Genomic DNA, 13,808 nt, shown 5'->3' with positions numbered 1-13,808 from the left:
TTCTTTCTTTTCTTTTGAATTTAGAGCAAAGTGCATTCTGTATGGGCAGAATATAATCGTATTTAAAAAGAACTATTATTTTGTTTAGAGAAAATGATATTTCTAGAATTTGTGGGGAAACTATTCCTTTGATACGATTGATTTGAATTATTCTGCTTCATGTGAGAAGGGAAGGAGAAAATATGAGGAAAATTATTTTAGCTTCAGGATCACCTAGGAGGAAGGAACTGCTTGAATTAGCTGATGTGCCATTTGAAATCGTTGTTAGTGAAGTAGAAGAGACGATTGGCGCATATTCATCACCTTCTGATATTGTTATGTCGCTTGCTTTGCAAAAAGCATCTGCTGTGGCAGAAAACCATAGTGATCACGTTGTACTAGGTGCAGATACAATTGTTACATATGATTCGCAAATTCTTGGAAAGCCGTCTAATGAGGCTGAGGCGAAAGAAATGTTACGATTATTATCAGGGAAAACACACGAAGTATACACAGGTGTTGCAATTATATCGAAAGAAAAAACGGTAACTTTTTATGAACGTACAGAAGTAACATTTTGGGAATTAACAGAAGAGGAAATAGACGTATACGTTGCATCGAAGGAACCACTTGATAAAGCAGGAAGCTATGGAATTCAAGGTAAAGGGTCTATTTTTGTTCAACATATTCAAGGGGACTACTACAGTGTAGTTGGTTTGCCAATTGCGCGTCTTGTCCGTGAATTAAAACAGCTTGATAGTGATGTAACCCATGCGTAAAATTGCATGGGGTTTTCTTTAGGAGAAATCGTAAAAAAGGGGTGGAGAGATGAACGGTATTCGTGATGTTGTGAGAGAAGAACAGCCACGGGAGCGTTTATTGTTAGAAGGAGCAGGAAGTTTATCGAACCGAGAACTTCTTGCAGTTTTACTCAGAACGGGTTCCAAAGAAGAAACGGTGTTAACGTTATCGGATAATATTCTACATCATTTTGACGGCTTACGAATGTTAAAGGATGCAACGTTAGAAGAGATGATGAGCATTCATGGTGTTGGGATTGCAAAGGCGTCGCAGCTTATGGCTGCTTTTGAATTAGGTAGAAGAATGGTACGTTTAGAATATCAAAATAGATATAGTATTCGAAGTCCAGAAGATTGCGCGAGTTATATGATGGAAGAGATGCGTTTTTTGCAACAAGAGCATTTTGTTTGTTTATATTTGAATACGAAAAATCAAGTTATACATAGGCAAACGATTTTTATTGGAAGTTTAAATACATCGATTGTGCACCCAAGGGAAGTTTTTAAAGAAGCGTTCCGCCGGGCAGCAGCCTCTATTATATGTCTTCATAACCATCCCTCAGGAGATCCGGCGCCGAGCCGTGAAGATATTGAAGTTACAAAACGACTAGTAGAATGTGGCCAGATTATTGGAATTGAAGTGCTTGATCATATCATAATAGGTGACCATAAATTCGTGAGTTTAAAGGAAAAAGGTCATATTTAAGACTATTCTTTTTACCTATTTTGTTTTATAATGTGATTTATGAGTTTTTTGTAGAAAATTATCTACAAGAAGGATACAGATATAAAAAACGTACTGTTTTTATAAATATAAAGTAAGAAAAATGAGTCCGTGAAAATAAGAAGGGAAGATAAATGATATGTTTGGATTTGGTGGATTTACTCGCGATCTTGGAATTGACTTAGGAACAGCGAACACGCTTGTATATGTGAAAGGAAAAGGTGTAGTTTTACGTGAACCTTCAGTAGTAGCATTACAAACTGATACGAAACAAATCGTTGCGGTAGGTAGCGATGCAAAACAAATGATTGGTCGTACACCAGGAAACGTAGTGGCACTTCGCCCTATGAAAGATGGTGTAATTGCTGATTATGAAACAACAGCAACAATGATGAAATACTACATTCAACAAGCTCAAAAATCAAATGGATTCTTCTCACGTAAACCATACGTAATGGTATGTGTACCATCTGGTATTACAGCTGTAGAAAGACGTGCGGTAATCGATGCGACTCGTCAAGCTGGTGCTCGTGATGCTTATCCAATCGAAGAACCATTTGCAGCAGCAATTGGTGCAAACTTACCTGTTTGGGAGCCGACTGGTAGTATGGTTGTTGATATCGGTGGTGGTACAACAGAAGTTGCAATTATTTCTTTAGGTGGTATTGTAACAAGTCAATCAGTTCGTGTTGCTGGTGATGATATGGACGATTCAATCATTCAGTACATTAAGAAGAGCTATAACTTAATGATCGGTGAAAGAACAGCAGAAGCACTAAAATTAGAAATCGGTTCTGCGGGCGAGCCAGAAGGTATCGAGCCGATGGAAATTCGCGGTCGTGATCTAGTAAGTGGTTTACCAAAAACAGTACTAATTCAACCAGAAGAAATTGCAGATGCATTAAAAGATACAGTAGATGCGATTGTAGAATCAGTTAAAAATACGTTAGAAAAAACTCCACCTGAATTAGCGGCAGATATTATGGACCGTGGTATCGTATTAACAGGTGGCGGAGCATTACTACGTAACTTAGATAAGGTTATTAGTGAAGAAACAAATATGCCAGTTCTTGTTGCAGAGAACCCATTAGATTGCGTAGCAATTGGAACGGGTAAAGCATTAGACAATATCGACCTTTTCAAAACTGCTGCTCGATAATATTGCAAAATAAAAATCAGTAAAATTAAGAGGGTGTGAACGTGCCACAGTTTTTCTTAAACAAAAGATTAATTGTTTTGTTAGTTAGTATTATTCTTCTCGTGGCATTGATTGGAATCTCATTGAAAGAACGGAACAGTTTAACATGGCCAGAGCAGTTTATAAAAGATACTGTTGGTGTTGTAGAACGTGTATTCCAAAAGCCAGCGAATTATGTTGCCGGATTCTTCGAAAACGTAGAAGATGTAAAGCGCACGTATGAAGAGAATAAAGAATTAAAAGCAAAATTAGATAATTATGCAGACCTATCAGGAAAAGTAAAACAATTAGAAGATGATAAAAAGAAACTACAAGAGTTAACTGGTAAAACAGAGCTAATGAGCGATTATACTGAAATTCCAGCTACTGTTGTTTCTCGTAATCCAGATAAATGGTACGATTTAATTGGAATTGATAAAGGGGCACAGCAAGGAATTAAAAAAGATATGGCTGTAATCACTTCACAAGGTTTAGTTGGACGAGTGAAAAGTGTATCTCAGTTTACATCATCAGTAGAGTTGTTAAGTTCTATGAGTCGAACAAACCGTGTTTCTGCTATTGTACAAGGACAAGAAAAAATCTTTGGATTGATTGAAGGCTACGATAAAGAAAAACAATTGCTTCTTTTCACAAAGATTGGCTCAGATGCACCGGTAGCAAAAGATCAACTAGTTGTAACATCTGGACTTGGTGATATTTTCCCGAAAGGTCTTGTAATTGGGAAAATCGTTGATGTTCAGCCAGATCCATACGGTTTAACAAAAACAGCTTATGTAAAACCTGCTGCTGATTTAAATGACGTGGAGCATATTACGGTTGCTAAACGTGAGACGCCTTCGGCGCCGTTAGAATAGGAGGGGAAGAAGAGATGATGAAGATTTTAAAAAGAGCAGCTCTTCCTCTTTTGCTCCTTTTTGTTTTTTTATTTGAAAACATGTTCTCTACTGTTGTTCCAACCGAAGTTTTTTGGAAAGACAGTATAGCAGCACCGCATTTCTTTATAATTGTGTTATGTTTTATTACAGTGTATTATAGTCCGATTCAAGGGATCTACTACGGACTATTATTTGGTTTCTTATTTGATACCGTATACACAGAACTGGTCGGAATATATATATTTGCTTATCCGATTGTAGCTTATTTAGTTTATAGTGCGATGAAGGTATTGCAATTGAATTTATTTATTGTTGTTTCTATCGTATTAGCTAGCATTGCAGCATTAGAGTATTATGTGTATGGGTTTTTAACTTTGTTAGGACGTACTCACATGTCAGCGTCTGTCTTTTTCACAGATCGTCTCCTTGCTACTTTATTGCTAAATGGAATTTTCTTATTAATAGTTTGTTTCCCACTGAGACGATATTTAGTGCGTCTTTCAAAAGCGATAGAAGAAAAAGAAAAAAGGATTTTCTAATTTTATGTCGAATTGAATCGGTGGGGTGAACTTTAGTGGAAGAAAAAAAGCAACAAAATGTAACGATAAAAGGGACAAAAGATGGAATAATACTTCATTTAGATGATTGCTGTTCATTCTCTGAACTACTAAAAGAATTGGATGAAAAACTTTCTACACATTACTATGAGGGTGACGGACGTTCTTTAATTGAAGTGCGTGTTAAAGTAGGAAATCGCTATTTAACAGAAGTACAACAAGAAGAGATTCGTACGTTAATTCGCAATAAGAAGAACCTTGTTGTGGAATCAATTGAAAGTGATGTTATAACAAAAGCAGAAGCAATAGCTTGGAAAGAAGAAACAGAAATTGTCCCTATTTCCAAAATTGTTCGCTCTGGACAAGTGTTACATGTAAAAGGGAATTTATTATTAATTGGAGATGTTAATCCAGGCGGAACGGTTATCGCTGGGGGGAATATTTTTGTCGTGGGATCATTAAGAGGAATTGCACATGCGGGGTATGATGGAGATTCAGAAGCTGTTATTGCTGCATCTATTATGAATCCTATGCAACTCCGAATTAGTGATGTGACAATGCGGGCTCCGGAAGAGAAAGAAGACGGAGCGGAGGCGGCAGAATGTGCGTACATTAATGAGAACAATCACATTGTTGTCGATCGCCTGCAACTTCTCACTCATCTTAGACCTAATTTAACAAAGTTAGAAAGGGGAATTGTATAGCTGTGGGAGAGGCAATAGTAATTACATCTGGAAAAGGCGGAGTAGGTAAAACTACAACGTCTGCGAACATTGGTACAGCCCTTGCGTTATCTGGAAAAAAAGTGTGTTTAATTGATACAGATATCGGTTTACGCAATTTAGACGTAGTAATGGGGCTGGAAAATCGTATTGTATTTGATCTTGTTGATGTCGTTGAAGGGCGTTGTCGTTTACCTCAGGCTCTTATTAAAGATAAGCGTTTTGATGATCTTTATTTATTACCTGCAGCACAAACGAGCGATAAATCGGCGGTAACACCTGAACAAATGGATGAATTAATACAAGTATTACGTCAAGATTATGATTACATATTAATTGATTGTCCTGCGGGGATTGAGCAGGGATTTAAAAATGCTGTAGCAGGTGCGGATAAAGCAATCGTTGTAACAACACCAGAAGTATCCTCAATGCGTGATGCGGATCGTATTATCGGGCTTTTAGAGAAAGAGGATATTGAACCACCGAAACTTGTCATTAACCGTGTGCGTAGTCATATGCTTCATGAACAGGATATGTTAGATGTTGATGAAATCGTACGTACATTGTCAATCGAGCTTCTTGGAGTTGTCGAGGATGATGATGAAGTTATTCGTGCTACGAATACAGGTGAGCCTGTAGCGTTGCAACCGAGCGGGAAAGCAGCAATAGCTTATCGTAATATCGCAAGACGCTTATTAGGTGAGAATGTACCATTACAAGCATTTGAACAAGAAAAAGTATCGGTATTTACAAAGATGAAAAATTTCTTTGGAATCCGTTAAAAGCACTTCGCATAAATGCGGAGTGTTTTCTTTTTTCTTCGCATGAATATCTTCCTTCTATAACTCATACATATGTACAAACTGTATATAACTGTTTCTATTTGAATAAGGCTAACTAAAGAAAGGAGACAGTATGAAGAATAGACGTGTGGAAGAGATTAAAAAGCGGATTGCGAAAAGGAAAGCAGAACAAGAAAGGATGGAGGAAGAGCGGTATTTTGCGGGAGGAGATTTTGATAGCGAAACGGTCTTTATTGAAGAGGGCGAGAAGGAAATTCATCCTCTATTTCGAAAAGAAGTTTTTCTCTTCAAAGTTTTACTATCAGCAATATTAGTTCTTTCAGTTGCTATTTTATTTAAGAACGCACCTTCTTCTTTTGATGGTACTAGAGCTGTTACAGAAAAAGTTATGCAAGAAGAATTTCAATTTGCTACTATATCGAAATGGTATGAAAAACAGTTTGGAAAACCTCTCGTGTTCTTTTCTCCAAATGAGAAAAAAGAAGAGGCTATTCAGCAAAAGGATTATGCGATCCCTGCCTCTGGAAAGGTGATGCAAGGATTTCAAAAAAATGGTCAAGGTGTATTTGTTCAAACGGCTACAAATGCAACGGTGGAGTCAGTAAATGAAGGTATCGTTGTTTTTGCGGGCAAGAAAGAGGAACTTGGAAATACAGTTCAGATTCAGCATGCTGATGGCACGGAGTCTTGGTACGGAAATTTAAACGATATGTCAGTGAAGTTATATGATTACGTTTCGAAAAAACAAAAAATCGGAACGGTGAATAGTGATGAAAATAATAAAAACGGTAAATTTTATTTTGCGATGAAAAAGAATGAAAAATTTATTGATCCTATTCAGGTGATTTCATTTGATTAAATATAGAGATGTTTTAACGAAAATTACAGTACATCCATTGTTTTGGGTTATTATCGTTATTGGTATTTTTACAGCACGTTTTAAAGAGTTACTATTACTATTTTGTATCGTTTTAGTTCATGAACTAGGGCATGCTTTTGCCGCTGTATATTATAATTGGCGTATTAAACAAATTCAGCTTTTGCCGTTTGGTGGCGTGGTTGAAATGGAAGAGCATGGGAATAAATCATTAAAAGAAGAATTAATTGTTGTTATGGCTGGGCCAATTCAGCATATATGGATGATTGCGGTCGCTTATATTTTGTATCAAACGGGCTGGGTAACTGATAATTTGTACCATTTCTTTGTATGGAATAATGTCATTATTTTAGGGTTTAATTTATTGCCTATTTGGCCACTTGATGGCGGCAAAGTATTATTTAATGTATTATCATATCGTTTTCCTTATTTACAAGCACATGAAAAGATGATGAAATTGTCATGTGTTTTTTTTAGTGTAATATTAGGATGGCAGTTACTTTGGAATAGTAATAACATTATGATGTGGGTATTACTCGTTTTTCTAGCGATTTCTTTATATCAAGAATGGAAACAAAGACGTTACGCATTTATGCGCTTTTTATTAGAACGTTATTATGGGAATAAAAGAGATATTGAAAAGATTGCATCTATTGAGGTGAACACAGAAGATCGCTTGTATACGATCTTTACAAAATTTCGTAGAGGATATAAACACTCTATTATCGTCCATGGAAAATATAAAGAGCATTACACGTTGGACGAAAATGAATTGTTGTATGCGTATTTTGCTGAAAAACGAACAACCTCATCTGTTGAAGAATTAATTGGTTAGTGTTGACGATGACACTAACCTTTTATTATTGTAAAAGCAAAGAAAATTATAAAGTGAGGAAAGAATTTTGAAGACGTTATATATTAATTATACTGGTTCGGAAAAGCGTGTTGCGATAGAAGAGAAGCAAAAAGTTGTCGAGCTTTTATGGAAACGGAATGAAGAGCAGGAAATTGTCGGACATATTTACGTTGGGCGTATCGTAAGAACAATTGCTGGAATGAACGCAGCCTTTGTAAATATCGGATTAGAGAAACATGCATATCTTTCATACGATGATGTGCCATCTTCATATCGTATACATGAAGGACAGGCGATACTTGTACAAGTTGCGAAAGAGGCAATTGATACGAAAGGGCCAAAATTAACGGCGAAGATAGAATTTACTGGGAAGTATGTCGTTTATATGCCATATGATGAAATGCGCGCTGTTTCTCGGAAAATAAAAAATAATAAAAGAAGACAACAGCTACTCGAAATTGAAGTGGAAGGAACGGGTGGATACATTTTCCGTTCTGCTTCTGAAAAAGGGACAATCGATGAAATACAAGCTGAAATGCAAGGGTTGCAGCAGTTATATGAAGAAGTAAAAAGAAAAGAAGATCAAGGGAAGGCACCTTTACTACTTCATCGACCAGCGACGTTTTTAGATCGTGTATTCCAGGAGAACCCAATTGAAACGATTGAAAAAGTAGTTGTAGATACGAGAAGTGTAGTGAAAGAATTAGAAGAAAAAGTAGGGAAAGAAAGAGTAACCTTTTATAATGAAAAATCTTCGATGTTTAATCATTTTGGAATAGAGCGTGAAATCGAGAAAGCACTTCAAAAAATTGTTTGGCTACCAAATGGTGCCTATCTAATTGTGGAACAAATGGAGACGATGACTGTAATTGATGTGAATACGGGTAAGTTTACTGGAAAACAAAATTTACAAGATACGGTACTTCGCACAAATGAAATGGCTGCCGAAGAGATTGCACGTCAATTAAGACTCCGTGATATTGGTGGTATGATATTAATTGATTTTATTAATATGAAAAGACGGGAAGATAAAGAGAAGGTAAGAGAGCGTTTAATGATAGCTTTACAAGATGATCGTACATATACGAGAGCGCTTGGATTTACGGAATTAGGAATTTTAGAAATGACGCGTAAGCGCAAGAAACATTCGTTACGTGACGTATTATTAGAAGAGTGTGCGCCTTGTAAAGCGACAGGTTACGTTATATCTAATGAAACAATTGCGTATGAGCTAGAGAGAGAGCTTATTACTTATGGTAATATAGAGGATGAAGCTGTATTGATTGGTGCTTCAAAAAAAGTACAAAAAATATTTTTACAAAAAGAATTACAAAAAAATATTCCATTTGAAATTTATTTCAAAGATGATATCATCGAAAAGTACGCTATTATCCGTTTTGGAAGTAAGAAAGAAATTGTAGAACGGAAAAAATAGTTAGCAGAACATTCATTGACAATAGGCAATGATTCATGGTAACATCTTTATGTTATAGTTTATAGCACCTAAACTGCTATATGCTACAACCGCACAAGACAGGTTCCTTAAAGACATTTTATGTCTACCTCGTTTTTGGCGAGTCTTAGTAATTAAGAGGAGGTGCAAGTATGTACGCAATTATCGAAACAGGTGGAAAACAAATTAAAGTTGAAGCTGGTCAAGCAATCTACATTGAAAAATTAGATGTTGAAGCTGGTGAAACTGTTACTTTTGACAAAGTTCTTTTCGTTGGTGGCGAAAACGTGAAAGTTGGTAGCCCAGTTGTAGAAGGTGCAACAGTTACTGCGAAAGTTGAAAAACAAGGTCGCGCTAAAAAAATCATCGTTTTCAAATACAAAGCGAAAAAGAACAATCGTAAGAAACAAGGTCATCGTCAACCTTACACTAAGCTAGTTGTTGAAGCTATCAACGCTTAATTCTGGTTAAGATGATTAAGATTACGATAAGTCGCACGAAACTAGGAAGTATCCAATCATTTAAAATGACTGGACATGCCAATTATGCGCCACATGGACAAGACCTTGTCTGTGCTGGAACTACAGCGGTTGTGTTTGGTTCTATAAATGCAGTGGAAGAACTTTGTAATGTGCAAGCAACTATTGAACTCGGAAGTGATGGCGGATTCTTAACGTATGAATTGCCTAATGATTTAGACGTTCATGCAGCAGAAAAAGCACAGATACTTTTAGAAGGATTGGTTGTTTCGCTTAAGACGATTGAACTTGATTACGGAAAGTATATCCGTTTAATAGAAAAAGTGCAGGAGGTGTAACGTATGTTAAGATTAGATCTTCAGTTTTTCGCATCTAAGAAAGGTGTAGGTAGTACAAAGAACGGTCGTGACTCTCAGTCAAAACGTCTTGGTGCTAAACGCGCAGATGGTCAAACGGTTTCAGGTGGTTCAATTCTTTACCGTCAACGCGGTACAAAAATTTATCCAGGTGTTAACGTTGGTCGTGGTGGCGATGACACTTTATACGCGAAAGTTGACGGCGTAGTACGCTTTGAGCGTCTTGGTCGTGACCGCAAACAAGTGAGCGTATATCCTGTTGCTCAAGAAGCATAAGAACTCACGGAAAACTCTAACCTGAGTGCAGGTTAGAGTTTTTCTATATTAAGGGGTATCTAAATGAATGAAAAATGGACAATTATAGATGCGTTGCGCCACTCAAGACATGATTGGCTCAATCGTTTGCAGATGGTTAAAGGAAATCTTTCCCTTGGAAAAGTGGAAGAGATTCATAGGCTCATCGATCGTTTTGTCCAAGAAGCGAGACAAGAATCCAATCTGATGGGGCTATCCATGCCTTTATTTTCAGAGTGGATTTTAACATATAATTGGAAACAGCAACCGTGCTTATTGGAGTACGAAGTATTAGGGAAATTACATAACTTATCTCATCTAGATGAGACTGTATGTACATGGACGAATCAGTTTTTCTTAATGCTTCAGCATAGTTTAGACGTATATGTTGAAAATTATGTTTGTATCACAATTGAATGTGACGCGGAGAATGCTCGTTTCTTTTTTGATTTTCGTGGTAAGCTAACGAGTGTAGAAGAACTACAGAATTGGCTTGCGAACCAAAACAATAAATGGTATTCCATTTCTTATACAGTACGAGACGAAGAAGTCTCAGTTATATTACAACTAATCGAAAAAAGTGTGGTGAAATAATGTTTGTAGATCAGGTCAAGATATATGTAAAAGGCGGCGACGGTGGTAACGGAATGGTTGCGTATCGTCGTGAGAAGTATGTACCTAAAGGTGGCCCAGCAGGTGGCGACGGTGGTAAAGGTGCAGATGTTGTTTTTGTTGTTGAGGAAGGCTTACGTACATTAATGGACTTCCGCTATCAACGTCATTTCAAAGCTGATCGCGGTCAGCACGGAATGAGTAAAGGTCAGCACGGCCGTAAATCTGAAGATTTAATTGTAAAGGTTCCACCAGGAACAATAGTGAAAGATGAAAAAACAGGTGAAATTCTTGCCGATTTAGTAACGCATGAACAAACAGCTGTAATCGCAAAAGGTGGCCGCGGTGGCCGTGGTAACTCACGTTTCGCAACACCAACGAACCCAGCGCCAGAAATCGCTGAGAACGGGGAACCAGGTCAAGAACGTGATGTCACGCTAGAACTTAAAGTGCTAGCAGATGTTGGACTTGTTGGATTCCCAAGTGTAGGTAAATCTACATTATTATCTGTTGTATCATCAGCGCGTCCAAAAATTGCAGAGTATCACTTTACAACAATCGTTCCAAATCTTGGTGTTGTTGAAACAGGTGATAACCGCAGCTTCGTTATGGCTGACCTTCCTGGACTAATTGAAGGCGCACACTCCGGCGTTGGACTTGGACACCAATTCTTACGTCATATCGAACGTACACGTGTAATCGTGCACGTTATTGATATGTCTGGTTTAGAAGGCCGTGAGCCATATGAAGATTATGTCACAATCAATAATGAATTAAAAGAATACAATATGCGTTTAACAGAGCGTCCACAAGTTGTTGTAGCAAACAAAATGGATATGCCAGATGCAGAAGAAAACTTACAAGCATTTAAAGAGAAAGTGGGAGACGAAGTAAAAATCTTCCCAATCTCAGCTGTAACGAAACAAGGTGTTCGTGACTTACTATTTGAAGTAGCGAACTTATTAGAAACAACACCAGAATTCCCAATGTATGATGATGTAGAAGAATCTGAAGCAAGTGTAATGTACAAATTTGAATCTGAATCTAATTTTGAAATTACACGCGAAAGTGATGGCACATTTGTTATTTCTGGTTATGATATTGAGAAAACATTCAAAATGACAGACTTCTCACGTGATGAATCTGTACGCCGATTTGCTCGTCAAATGCGTGGAATGGGTATTGATGAAGCCCTTCGTGCACGTGGTGCAGTAGACGGAGATATTGTAAAAATTCTTGAATATCAATTTGAATTTATCGATTAAGACTGCCGAAATATGGCAGTCTTTTTTTTCGCTATTTGAGTCCAGTAAAAATCTGATTCGTATAGGTGAACCATAAGTCGATATAGGAAAAAATCCCCATTGATTAAAGTTTCAATTTATAATAGAAAAAGGAATGGTTTTAGAAGAATATTTTATGGGGAGAAAAGGAATATGTATAAAATATTAATTGTAGAAGATGATGAAAAAATAGCGGAAATATTAGAGGAGCATTTAGAAAGGTATGGCTATCAATCATTTAGAGTAAGTGATTTACGTCATATAAAAGATGAGTTTGTAAAAGTAAATCCACATCTAGTGTTACTCGATATTAATTTACCGTACTTTGATGGTTTCTATTGGTGTCGCCAAATTCGCACAGTATCGAATGCACCAATTATTTTTGTCTCTGCAAGAACAGGGGAAATGGATCAAGTAATGGCGATTGAGAATGGCGGGGATGATTATATTACAAAACCATTCCATTTAGACATCGTAATGGCAAAGGTGAAGAGTGCACTTCGCCGTGGATATGGTGAGTATGCTTTGGCCGCAGAAAGTGATTGTTTAGGTGTTAATGGATTGTTATTATTCCCATCACAGCACACAGTAGAGTGGGAAGGTCAACAAACTGAACTTACAAAAAATGAATTTTATTTATTAGAATGTTTAATGAAACAAGCGAATCAATACGTGACACGTGAAGAGCTGTTAGAGGCTTTATGGGATGAAGTAGCTTTTGTTGATGATAATACATTAACTGTGAATGTAAAGCGTGTAAGGAAGAAATTAGAGGAGTTAGGTATTAAAAATGCAATTGTCACAAAGCGTGGGTACGGTTATGCGCTTCTTACAGAGTGGGGCGAAGGGCATGAAGGTTAAAAATTACCTCATAGACCGTTTTTCCTTAATCCTTTCTTATATTATAAGTCTTTGTTTATTTGGGCTCGTATTACAGTTACAAAGCCTTTTAGAAAAGCGTTCGCTAGACTGGAGTACATGGTTATACGGACTTTTATTAGGGACAGTTGTGTTTAGTGTATACCTTATTTACGATTACCGAAAACGAAGTGTGTTTTTAAAGAGAATAGAACAGTATATTGCCGGTGGACATACATTACATGACTCTTTACTTATCGATACTTCTTATACGTCAGAGCAAGAACTGGTCGTTGAAGCGTTTACGTTGCTAAGACAGCAATATATGAATGAAGTTCATAAACAGCATGCGAAAGAGCAACAGCAAATGATTTTTATGAACCAATGGATCCATCAAATGAAAACACCAGTATCCGTTATTGAATTATTGTTACAGAAATATGGTAAGGAACACCGTGAAGCAAGGAGAACGATTGAAAGTATTCGTGAAGAAAATAACCGTATTTTAAATGGTTTAGATTTAGCGTTACATATGGCAAGGTTAGATCAGTTTTCGAAAGATTATAAAGTAGAAGTAGTAAATGTTATAGATGTCATTCGAGATATTATTAATGAAAATCGAAAGTCGTTCATTCAATCTTCTGTATTTCCGAAACTGATGTTTGAAGAGGAGACTTGTATGATTGCGTCTGATAGAAAGTGGTTTAGTATCGCCATGAGCCAAATTGTTGTGAATGCAATTAAGTATACGAAAATTTCAGAAACAGAGAAAAAAGAAATTCAATTTCAAATTGAAGAGAAGGATCAAAAGGTATTACTACATATTAGGGATAATGGAATTGGTATTCCAGGGCAAGATGTAAAGCGTATATTTGATCCGTTCTTTACGGGAATAAATGGTCGTAAAACGAGAGAAGCGACTGGAATGGGCTTATATATTACGAAAGAAATTTGTGATAATTTACATCATGGAATTTATGTACAATCGGCGGAAGGGGAAGGCACGACTTTCACGTTCCAATTTGCAAAAGATGAAGAATATCATACATTAATGAGAAAAATGACAAAACTGTAAGATAACA

17 protein-coding genes and 1 other annotated feature are annotated in these 13,808 nt (G+C 36.8%); all 17 genes read left to right on the top strand.

Features of this window, described 5'->3' with window-relative positions; genetic code table 11:
• Positions 1 to 182: 182 nt before the first annotated feature.
• The 17 genes from KI356_RS11130 to KI356_RS11050 all read left to right on the top strand — a co-directional run bounded on the left by KI356_RS11130 (position 183) and on the right by KI356_RS11050 (position 13,801).
• On the top strand, positions 183 to 758 hold the full coding sequence (locus tag KI356_RS11130; protein WP_128280831.1) for a Maf family protein: 576 nt from the start codon (positions 183 to 185) through the stop codon (positions 756 to 758).
• Positions 759 to 807: 49 nt separating this feature from the next.
• On the top strand, positions 808 to 1,485 hold the full coding sequence (radC, locus tag KI356_RS11125; protein ID WP_061674638.1) for a DNA repair protein RadC: 678 nt from the start codon (positions 808 to 810) through the stop codon (positions 1,483 to 1,485).
• Between the two features lie 157 nt (positions 1,486 to 1,642).
• On the top strand, positions 1,643 to 2,662 hold the full coding sequence (mreB, locus tag KI356_RS11120; protein ID WP_000466738.1) for a cell shape-determining protein MreB: 1,020 nt from the start codon (positions 1,643 to 1,645) through the stop codon (positions 2,660 to 2,662).
• A gap of 41 nt (positions 2,663 to 2,703) precedes the next feature.
• Positions 2,704 to 3,555 carry a rod shape-determining protein MreC gene (gene mreC / locus KI356_RS11115; RefSeq protein WP_128280832.1) on the top strand — a complete coding sequence of 284 codons (852 nt, stop codon included), beginning with the start codon at positions 2,704 to 2,706 and terminating at the stop codon, positions 3,553 to 3,555.
• Positions 3,556 to 3,569: 14 nt separating this feature from the next.
• Complete coding sequence (gene mreD / locus KI356_RS11110; RefSeq protein ID WP_002122780.1) at positions 3,570 to 4,115, top strand: rod shape-determining protein MreD; 546 nt, start codon at positions 3,570 to 3,572, stop codon at positions 4,113 to 4,115.
• A gap of 35 nt (positions 4,116 to 4,150) precedes the next feature.
• Complete coding sequence (minC, locus tag KI356_RS11105) at positions 4,151 to 4,837, top strand: septum site-determining protein MinC (RefSeq protein WP_002122778.1); 687 nt, start codon at positions 4,151 to 4,153, stop codon at positions 4,835 to 4,837.
• 2 nt (positions 4,838 to 4,839) lie between these two features.
• A complete protein-coding gene (minD, locus tag KI356_RS11100; RefSeq protein ID WP_000503308.1) occupies positions 4,840 to 5,637 on the top strand; it encodes a septum site-determining protein MinD in 798 nt (265 codons plus the stop codon).
• A gap of 133 nt (positions 5,638 to 5,770) precedes the next feature.
• A complete protein-coding gene (locus KI356_RS11095; RefSeq protein WP_098775549.1) occupies positions 5,771 to 6,517 on the top strand; it encodes a M23 family metallopeptidase in 747 nt (248 codons plus the stop codon).
• Positions 6,510 to 7,370 carry a M50 family metallopeptidase gene (locus KI356_RS11090; RefSeq protein WP_128280834.1) on the top strand — a complete coding sequence of 287 codons (861 nt, stop codon included), beginning with the start codon at positions 6,510 to 6,512 and terminating at the stop codon, positions 7,368 to 7,370. The genes KI356_RS11095 and KI356_RS11090 overlap by 8 nt, the downstream gene beginning before the upstream one ends.
• Before the next feature lie 67 nt (positions 7,371 to 7,437).
• Positions 7,438 to 8,826 carry an Rne/Rng family ribonuclease gene (locus tag KI356_RS11085; protein WP_212935432.1) on the top strand — a complete coding sequence of 463 codons (1,389 nt, stop codon included), beginning with the start codon at positions 7,438 to 7,440 and terminating at the stop codon, positions 8,824 to 8,826.
• A 77-nt stretch (positions 8,827 to 8,903) separates the two neighbouring features.
• Positions 8,904 to 8,982: a sequence feature (ribosomal protein L21 leader region), on the top strand.
• Positions 8,983 to 8,996: 14 nt separating this feature from the next.
• Entirely contained in the window at positions 8,997 to 9,305 is a 309-nt protein-coding gene (gene rplU / locus KI356_RS11080; RefSeq protein WP_000270907.1) for a 50S ribosomal protein L21, read from the top strand.
• Positions 9,306 to 9,316: 11 nt separating this feature from the next.
• Positions 9,317 to 9,661 (top strand): ribosomal-processing cysteine protease Prp, encoded by a 345-nt coding sequence (locus KI356_RS11075; RefSeq protein WP_002112038.1) that lies wholly within the window; start codon positions 9,317 to 9,319, stop codon positions 9,659 to 9,661.
• 3 nt (positions 9,662 to 9,664) lie between these two features.
• On the top strand, positions 9,665 to 9,955 hold the full coding sequence (gene rpmA / locus KI356_RS11070) for a 50S ribosomal protein L27 (protein WP_000944957.1): 291 nt from the start codon (positions 9,665 to 9,667) through the stop codon (positions 9,953 to 9,955).
• 63 nt (positions 9,956 to 10,018) lie between these two features.
• Positions 10,019 to 10,567: a sporulation initiation phosphotransferase B gene (locus tag KI356_RS11065; RefSeq protein WP_128280836.1), complete on the top strand. Its 549-nt coding sequence runs from the start codon at positions 10,019 to 10,021 to the stop codon at positions 10,565 to 10,567.
• Positions 10,567 to 11,850: a GTPase ObgE gene (gene obgE / locus KI356_RS11060; RefSeq protein ID WP_098384434.1), complete on the top strand. Its 1,284-nt coding sequence runs from the start codon at positions 10,567 to 10,569 to the stop codon at positions 11,848 to 11,850. Before KI356_RS11065 ends, obgE begins: the two co-directional genes overlap by 1 nt.
• A gap of 171 nt (positions 11,851 to 12,021) precedes the next feature.
• On the top strand, positions 12,022 to 12,729 hold the full coding sequence (locus KI356_RS11055) for a response regulator transcription factor (RefSeq protein ID WP_002122770.1): 708 nt from the start codon (positions 12,022 to 12,024) through the stop codon (positions 12,727 to 12,729).
• Complete coding sequence (locus tag KI356_RS11050; RefSeq protein WP_212935431.1) at positions 12,719 to 13,801, top strand: HAMP domain-containing histidine kinase; 1,083 nt, start codon at positions 12,719 to 12,721, stop codon at positions 13,799 to 13,801. Before KI356_RS11055 ends, KI356_RS11050 begins: the two co-directional genes overlap by 11 nt.
• Positions 13,802 to 13,808: the final 7 nt, after the last annotated feature.

It is taken from the genome of Bacillus hominis, assembly GCF_018332515.1.
In the GTDB taxonomy this organism is placed as follows: domain Bacteria; phylum Bacillota; class Bacilli; order Bacillales; family Bacillaceae_G; genus Bacillus_A; species Bacillus_A hominis.
The sequence above is the reverse complement of the archived record's forward strand: the minus strand, read 5'-3'. Positions and strand labels throughout refer to the sequence as shown.

Excerpts from the sequence above, each read along its gene's own strand:
- KI356_RS11130 (WP_128280831.1), top strand. The coding sequence starts at position 183 with ATGAGGAAAATTATTTTAGCTTCAGGATCACCTAGGAGGAAGGAACTG.
- radC (WP_061674638.1), top strand. The coding sequence starts at position 808 with ATGAACGGTATTCGTGATGTTGTGAGAGAAGAACAGCCACGGGAGCGT.
- mreB (WP_000466738.1), top strand. The coding sequence starts at position 1,643 with ATGTTTGGATTTGGTGGATTTACTCGCGATCTTGGAATTGACTTAGGA.
- mreD (WP_002122780.1), top strand. The coding sequence starts at position 3,570 with ATGATGAAGATTTTAAAAAGAGCAGCTCTTCCTCTTTTGCTCCTTTTT.
- KI356_RS11095 (WP_098775549.1), top strand. The coding sequence starts at position 5,771 with ATGAAGAATAGACGTGTGGAAGAGATTAAAAAGCGGATTGCGAAAAGG.
- rplU (WP_000270907.1), top strand. The coding sequence starts at position 8,997 with ATGTACGCAATTATCGAAACAGGTGGAAAACAAATTAAAGTTGAAGCT.
- KI356_RS11075 (WP_002112038.1), top strand. The coding sequence starts at position 9,317 with ATGATTAAGATTACGATAAGTCGCACGAAACTAGGAAGTATCCAATCA.
- rpmA (WP_000944957.1), top strand. The coding sequence starts at position 9,665 with ATGTTAAGATTAGATCTTCAGTTTTTCGCATCTAAGAAAGGTGTAGGT.
- KI356_RS11065 (WP_128280836.1), top strand. The coding sequence starts at position 10,019 with ATGAATGAAAAATGGACAATTATAGATGCGTTGCGCCACTCAAGACAT.
- obgE (WP_098384434.1), top strand. The coding sequence starts at position 10,567 with ATGTTTGTAGATCAGGTCAAGATATATGTAAAAGGCGGCGACGGTGGT.
- KI356_RS11055 (WP_002122770.1), top strand. The coding sequence starts at position 12,022 with ATGTATAAAATATTAATTGTAGAAGATGATGAAAAAATAGCGGAAATA.
- KI356_RS11050 (WP_212935431.1), top strand. The coding sequence starts at position 12,719 with ATGAAGGTTAAAAATTACCTCATAGACCGTTTTTCCTTAATCCTTTCT.